The following is a 7,131-nucleotide window of genomic DNA, read 5'->3' on the forward strand; positions in this document are numbered from 1 at the left end:
TCCCGATTCCCGATTCCCGCTTCCCGATTTCCGATTCCCGATTCCCGATTCCCGATTCCCGATTCCCGATTCCCGATTCCCGATTCCCGATTCCCGATTCCCGATTCCCGATTCCCGATTCCCGATTCTTAATTCTTAATTCTCAATTCTAAAAAACCTTCTATCCGCTCCCAAACTTTCTCCAACAAATCAGGACAATCCGCATCAAACCATTCAATCTCAGGATAAGCCTTAAACCAAGTGCGTTGACGTTTAGCAAATTGGCGAGTGTGGACAACAGTTAACTCTCTGGCCTGCTCAAGGGATAAGTTACCAGCAAGATAATCTTTAATTTCCCGATATCCCAACGTATCCAGTAACGGTAAATTCCAACCATACTTCTGAGTAATAGTTTCCACCTCAGCCACAAATCCTGCTGCTAACATTTGGTCAGTACGCTGAGCAATCCGCTGGGTAATAGTTTCAGAATCCTGACATTCCAAGCCAATCTGGAGAATTGGATAATTAGGAGGATTTTCTCCCTGCTGCTGTGATATCGGAATTCCAGTTACATAAAATACTTCCAATGCTCGCAATGTCCGCACTTGATCATTGGGATGAATCTTCTGAGCAGCAACAGGGTCAATCTGTTGGAGGAATTTATACAGCTGAGCTTGACCAAGAGCAGCTAGTTGCGATCGCAAATCTTCCTGAGGCGCAACCCGAGGAATTTTTAACCCCCGCACTACCGATTTGATATATAAACCAGTACCACCAACTAGGAAAAGAGGGTTATTGTTTAAGTCAGCCTGATCTACCCGGTCTTCCCTGTGTTTGCTAGCTATAATTTCCTGGGCTTGCTGTTGATAATCAGCTACAGTTAAGGTTTCGGTTGGATCACAGATGTCGATCAGATAATGGGGTACCTGCTGTTGTTGAGCCAGTGTCGGCTTAGCGGTTCCAATATCAAATTCTCGGTAAACCTGACGAGAATCAGCATTAAGAATTATTGAACTAACTCGCTGTGCTAATGCTATCCCTAGACTCGATTTACCTGTAGCTGTAGCACCGCAAATTACTATTACTGCTGAGTGCTCAGTGTTGAGTTTTGAGTTTTGAGCGGAGGGCTGTTTCATCTTCCATTGTGGCATTCGGGACTAACTTGAGCACTGACCCACTGACACCATCATACCCTATATAGTTAATCCCCTATAGAAATAACCTATGAAAATGGGCTGTGGTCGCCTATAAGGCTTTTGTGTTACAATCTTCGGGTGTTTTATCATTTTTGATGAATCATAGCCTTTCAAAGCTTTTAACGGAAAACCCCGAAAGATTATGACGAGTAGTTACAGTGCCGATCAGATTCAAGTTCTAGAAGGTCTCGAACCGGTGCGGAAACGCCCAGGGATGTACATCGGGACAACTGGACCTAGGGGTCTCCATCATCTAGTCTACGAAGTTGTAGACAATTCCATCGATGAAGCGCTGGCTGGGTATTGTACTCACATCGAAGTTGATATCAATAGCGATGGTTCCGTAACCGTTACCGATGACGGACGAGGAGTTCCTACGGACACCCACCCTACCACAGGGAAATCAGCACTGGAAACCGTAATGACCGTACTTCATGCCGGTGGTAAGTTTGGTGGCGGCGGCTATAAAGTCTCTGGAGGATTGCACGGTGTTGGTGTTTCCGTAGTCAATGCTCTGTCTGAGTGGGTAGATGTAACGGTGTGGCGGGAGAAAAAAGAACATACCCAGCGCTATGAGCGGGGTGTGCCCATGACTGAACTACTCGTCAAGCCCTATAAAAAGGCCCACACTGGTACCTCAGTAAACTTTAAGCCAGATACCGAAATCTTTACTGGCGGTATTGAGTTTGATTATACTACCTTATCCGGACGTCTCCGAGAACTGGCTTACCTGAATGCTGGTGTTAAAATTACCTTCTCAGACCATCGCCTGGAAGAACCCAGAGTAGAAACCTATCACTACGAGGGAGGTATCCAGGAATATGTCGCTTACATGAACCGAGAAAAGCACGCCCTACACGAGGAAATTATCTATATACAAGGGGAACGCAAAAGTATCCAAGTGGAAGTGGCACTACAATGGTGCATTGATGCCTATAGTGATAATTTGCTGGGTTTTGCTAACAATATTCGCACTATTGATGGTGGTACCCACTTGGAGGGGCTCAAGACAGTCTTGACCCGAACCATGAATGCGATCGCACGCAAGCGCAATAAACTCAAAGAAAGTGAGTCTAACCTAGGTGGTGAGAATATCCGAGAAGGATTAACTGGGGTGATTTCTGTCAAAGTCCCAGAGCCAGAATTTGAAGGTCAAACCAAAACTAAACTGGGAAATACAGAAGTAAGGGGGATTGTAGATTCCCTAGTTGGGGAAGTCTTGACTGAATACCTGGATTTTCATCCCCAAGTCGTCGATACTATCTTAGAAAAAGCGATTCAAGCCTATAAAGCCGCAGAAGCTGCTCGTCGTGCTCGTGAATTAGTGCGGCGGAAATCAGTACTAGAGTCTTCTCCCTTACCCGGTAAGTTAGCCGATTGTAGTTCTCGGGACCCAGGGGAATCAGAGATATTCATCGTTGAGGGGGATAGTGCAGGGGGATGTTTTTCTGGAGAGACACAGGTTGCCCTGGCTGATGGACGGTCTTTGAGCTTCAAGGAACTTGTAGCAGAACAAGCTATTGGTAAAGAGCATTTTTGCTACACGATTACCAATAACGGCAGCATCGGAATAGAACGGATTATCAATCCTAGGATGACCAAAGCCAATGCTAAAGTCATCAAACTTACCTTAGATAACTCAGAAACCATTATTTGCACTCCCGATCACCTGTTCATGTTGCAAGATGGTAGTTATAAGCCAGCAGTATCTCTGACTCCTGATGATTTGCTAATGCCTCTATACCGGCCACTGGCAGAAATCAGGAAACAGGCAAAGGTCAAAACCCAACACAAAGAAGCCTATTCCGCTGTTGCTGGTAATCAGACACAGGTTTGTGAAGCTGTTGCTAACTATAACTACCAAGTTGTTTCCATTGAATCCCTAGAACAATTGGTAGATGTCTATGATATCGAAGTGCCTCATACCCATAATTTCGCTTTAGAGAGTGGGGTGTTTGTTCACAACAGTGCTAAACAAGGACGCGATCGCCAATTCCAAGCCATTCTCCCCCTCCGTGGTAAAATCCTCAACATTGAGAAAACTGATGATGCCAAAATTTACAAGAACACAGAAATCCAATCCCTAATTACAGCCCTAGGGCTAGGGATAAAAGGAGACGAATTCGACCCGTCCAATTTACGCTACCACCGCATTGTAATTATGACTGATGCTGATGTGGATGGCGCTCACATCCGTACTTTATTACTAACCTTCTTCTACCGCTATCAACGAGCCCTTGTAGACCAAGGCTACATCTACATTGCTTGTCCTCCCTTATATAAACTAGAACGAGGTCGCAACCATAACTATTGTTATAGCGATCGCGAACTACAAGAGCGGATTAGCCAATTTCCTGAAAACGCTAACTATAACATCCAACGATTCAAAGGATTAGGTGAAATGATGCCACAGCAGTTGTGGGACACCACCATGAATCCAGAAACTCGCACCATGAAGCAAATCGAAATCGAAGATGCTGCTGAAGCTGACAGAATCTTTACTGTACTCATGGGAGACCGGGTTGCTCCTCGCCGCCAATTCATTGAAACCTATGGCGCTCGACTCAATCTCACCGATTTAGATATTTAGAGTCTACCTTACTCACAAATTAGTACTAGTGTAAGCTATCAGCTGTCAGCTGTCAGCTGTCAGCTTATTTTATTCAAAAGCACCTCAAGTAGAGTGGCACAGGCTTCTAGCCTGTGATTCAAGGAATAAGCTGATAACTGATAGCTGATAGCTTACCTTAGGACATTGATAAAAGCTGAAAAGCTTTTTTAGTGAACTATTCCCTATTCCCTATTCCCTATTCCCTATTCCCTGTTCCCTGTTCCCTGTTCCCTATTCCCTGCTCCCTGCTCCCTACTCCCTTATAGTAAATCAAGCCATGGTTACCGCAATTCCAGCTAACCAGATTACCCTCTACGATTTAAGAATAAAATTTGGCTTAGAGCGCACCGATGATGAGCAATTCTTTCAGGAGTGGCAATATGATTTACCAGAACTAACAGAATTAGAAAAAAAAGAGCTAAACGAAATAAAGAGAGACTATCTCCACTTATCAGAGCGTCCGATGGTCGAAACCATCGTCAAAATGGTAGTACTTTCCCCATTATTGAAACTAGCTGGCTTTTATCGTGCTCCCTTTTATATTACTGCTGAAAAAGTCGTAGAAATTACTTCCGAAGATCAAGAAACAATTATTACCGGACGACTTGATATACTGATCTATACTCCTGAATTTTGGGTATTAGTCATCGAAGCCAAACGAGCCGATTACTCCCTGGAAGTTGGTATCCCCCAAGCACTAAGTTATATGCTAGGAAATATTGAATCAGAAAGACCTGCTTTTGGATTTATCACCAATGGGCCAGATTTTATTTTCCTAAAACTCAGCAAAGACAATACACCCAAGTATGGTGAGTCAGATTCATTTTATCTTCGGAATAAGACAGGCTTGGAGCAGGTTCTCAAAATCCTAAAGCGCTTTAATCAATTAGTGAGACAATAATCAAGTCCAGTAGGGTGTGTTAGGGACGGGCTCGCACTGATTTTCGGCCTGTTAATGTTGGGATAGCCCGGCCCGTAACGCACCGCCAGTCCAGTAGTCCAGTAGGGTGCGTTAGGGACGGGCTCGCACTGATTTTCCGCCTGGTAGTGTTGGGACAGCCCGTCCCGTAACGCACCGCCAGTGTTGGGAATTTTATTATAATAATCAAATATGGCCAAAGATATTTTCCACAATACAGTTAAAATAGCTCTACAAAAAGATGGTTGGCTGATTACTCACGATCCCTATCAACTGCGTTACGGCATGGCTGATATCTATATCGATCTGGCTGCGGAAGAAGCGATCGCTGCTCAGAAAGAAGGTTGTAAAATAGCAGTGGAGGTTAAAAGCTTTGTCCGTGGCTCAACTATCTCTCAATTTCACACCGCTCTTGGTCAGTTTCTTAACTATCGGATTGCCTTAGAAATATCTGATGAGCCAGAACGCATTTTGTATCTGGCGATTCCCAAAGATACCTACCAAATGTTCATCAGATTTGAACCTGCCAAAACTGTGATTGAACGATATGAAGTCCGGTTAATTGTTTACGATCCGAATCATGAGGTTATTGACCAATGGATAAATTAGATCAATATCGTCAGATTACCTGCGAATTTTTAGAAAGCTTTGCCAGTTATGATCTCAATGCTCAACTTATCTTTGATAGAGAACGGGATCGTTATCTGGTTTTCCACAACGAATGGCGTAATGAGTACCGGATCTATGGCTGTGCCATGCATCTTGAGCTGATCGAAGGTCAAATCTGGATACAGCACAATAGTACGGAGATTTATATCGATAGTGAATTGATTGAACGGGGTGTTTCTCCCAAAGATATTATACTAGGATTTCGCTCTCCCAGCGTCCGCAAACGTATTGCTGCTGCGATGGAAGACTAGTGTTGGAACCGCCCTTCCGAAAATTGCCACAGGCTGGAAGCCTGTTCCACACAACCTAACCGGATTTTAACTAACAGCAAACTCAGTAAATTTGCGAACATCTGCATGATGAAAACCTAAAACAATATCACTTTTTGGAATACCTGCTGCCACTAAATCATTAGCAATGCCATCTTCAGTATTGTCACATTGAATCCAAATTTTATAATTACTAATTTCCACATGAATCAAACAACTATGAAGATGTTCTTGGTTATTCCATCCTTCAGAAACAATTAAATATTGGTCTGTTTCTCGGTCAAATGCTGCATGGTTACGGATGTTAACATTAGAGTAATCAATGTTAACATAAGGGGTTAAGGTTTGACGAATAATTTGGCGATAGTTTTATAATTTATCCATTTTATAATCACCTCCTTTTCCGGCTCAAAAACCATAATTTTAAGCGTGTTATCTTCTAATAAAATTTGTCCTATTTCTTCGGTAAATAAGCGGTTAAATATTACTTCTATAATAGCTAGATAAAGAAGACGTTCTGAAAGTTGACGTTTAAGAACTTTATCGTATAATATATATTGCCCTAAGGCGTTTTTTAGATCTTCTATTTCTGATGAAGCAACAAAACTTTTAACTTCTACAGCAATTTTTTGCCCTTGTTTTTCAGCTACTAATATTTTTTCAGCCGCTAGGTCAATATAGATGTCTTTTTTACCTATTTTAAGGCTTAAAGGGTCATTGGTAATTGTCCATCCATCTTTTATTAGTGCATTTTTTACTGTGTGATGATAAATATCTTTGGCTGGCATTTTCAAAATTATTAAGTGTGGGTGCCAAAATAAAAGCCTATCTTAATTATAGTCGGAACGATCTGTAATTTCGTGACAGCCGTAGGGTGCTTGATAAGACGCGATCGCACTCATGTTCCCCCTGGTAGTGTTGGAATAGCCCGGCCCGTAACGCACCGCTAGTGTTGGAACCACCCTTCCGAAAATTGCCACAGGCTGGAAGCCTGTTCCACGCCTGATGCCCATTCCACCCACCGGCTCAAACAGCATGGATTGAGATGCACCCCAATAGGCAATAGGGGCAACAGCTGCATAGTTTTTTAGTAAAATCAAAGAGATGCACCCCAATAGGCAATAGGGAGATAGACGAAATTAAAGCTAATAAAAATACCTTTTGATTAATCTGAATTTTTGATATGGTTTTCCCCTTACCAGATAAATACATTGATCTGCTCACGGATTTCGGCTTTAAGCGCGTCTTTGGCACTGAGCCAAATAAGGCACTGTTGATCGACTTCTTAAATACGCTGCTGCCTCCTCACCATCAGATTCAGGATGTCACTATTAAGAATCCAGAGTTCTTGGGTAAGACCTTAGTGGACAGAAGAGCAATTTTTGATATTTATTGTCAGAGCACAACCGGTGAACGCTTCATTGTGGAAATGCAAAAGGCAAAACAAACGTTCTTCAAAGACCGCAGTGTCTACTATGCCACTTTCCC

General features: G+C 42.9%; 9 protein-coding genes. 5 read left to right on the plus strand and 4 right to left on the minus strand.

Annotated elements, in window-relative coordinates; all coding sequences use genetic code 11:
• Positions 1-128 precede the first annotated feature (128 nt).
• Positions 129-1,115, minus strand: a complete 987-nt coding sequence (gene miaA / locus F6K49_RS32785) for a tRNA (adenosine(37)-N6)-dimethylallyltransferase MiaA (RefSeq protein ID WP_293103361.1) — start codon at positions 1,113-1,115, stop codon at positions 129-131.
• A 202-nt stretch (positions 1,116-1,317) separates the two neighbouring features.
• On the opposite strand from miaA, the gene gyrB reads away from it, so the two are divergent.
• The 4 genes from gyrB (at position 1,318) to F6K49_RS32805 (ending at position 5,625) form a co-directional block, all read left to right on the plus strand.
• A complete protein-coding gene (gene gyrB / locus F6K49_RS32790; protein WP_293069511.1) occupies positions 1,318-3,765 on the plus strand; it encodes a DNA topoisomerase (ATP-hydrolyzing) subunit B in 2,448 nt (815 codons plus the stop codon).
• A 298-nt stretch (positions 3,766-4,063) separates the two neighbouring features.
• On the plus strand, positions 4,064-4,687 hold the full coding sequence (locus F6K49_RS32795; protein WP_293103365.1) for a type I restriction endonuclease: 624 nt from the start codon (positions 4,064-4,066) through the stop codon (positions 4,685-4,687).
• 210 nt (positions 4,688-4,897) lie between these two features.
• On the plus strand, positions 4,898-5,314 hold the full coding sequence (locus F6K49_RS32800) for a XisH family protein (RefSeq protein WP_293103368.1): 417 nt from the start codon (positions 4,898-4,900) through the stop codon (positions 5,312-5,314).
• Positions 5,302-5,625 (plus strand): XisI protein, encoded by a 324-nt coding sequence (locus F6K49_RS32805; RefSeq protein WP_293103371.1) that lies wholly within the window; start codon positions 5,302-5,304, stop codon positions 5,623-5,625. The genes F6K49_RS32800 and F6K49_RS32805 overlap by 13 nt, the downstream gene beginning before the upstream one ends.
• A gap of 66 nt (positions 5,626-5,691) precedes the next feature.
• Here the strand turns inward: F6K49_RS32805 and F6K49_RS32810 are convergent, their stop codons facing one another.
• From F6K49_RS32810 to F6K49_RS32820, 3 genes are read right to left on the minus strand one after another with little or no spacing between them, the layout of a single operon-like run.
• A complete protein-coding gene (locus F6K49_RS32810) occupies positions 5,692-6,000 on the minus strand; it encodes a XisI protein (protein ID WP_293103383.1) in 309 nt (102 codons plus the stop codon).
• Complete coding sequence (locus F6K49_RS32815) at positions 5,982-6,431, minus strand: XisH family protein (protein ID WP_293103374.1); 450 nt, start codon at positions 6,429-6,431, stop codon at positions 5,982-5,984. Before F6K49_RS32815 ends, F6K49_RS32810 begins: the two co-directional genes overlap by 19 nt.
• Positions 6,432-6,473: 42 nt before the next feature.
• Positions 6,474-6,758 (minus strand): hypothetical protein, encoded by a 285-nt coding sequence (locus tag F6K49_RS32820; RefSeq protein WP_293103377.1) that lies wholly within the window; start codon positions 6,756-6,758, stop codon positions 6,474-6,476.
• Positions 6,759-6,826: 68 nt separating this feature from the next.
• Here F6K49_RS32820 and F6K49_RS32825 point away from each other — a divergent pair.
• Positions 6,827-7,131 (plus strand): Rpn family recombination-promoting nuclease/putative transposase (locus F6K49_RS32825; protein WP_293103380.1); only part of this gene is annotated, 305 nt, incomplete at its 3' end.

Source organism: Moorena sp. SIO3I6 (assembly GCF_010672095.1).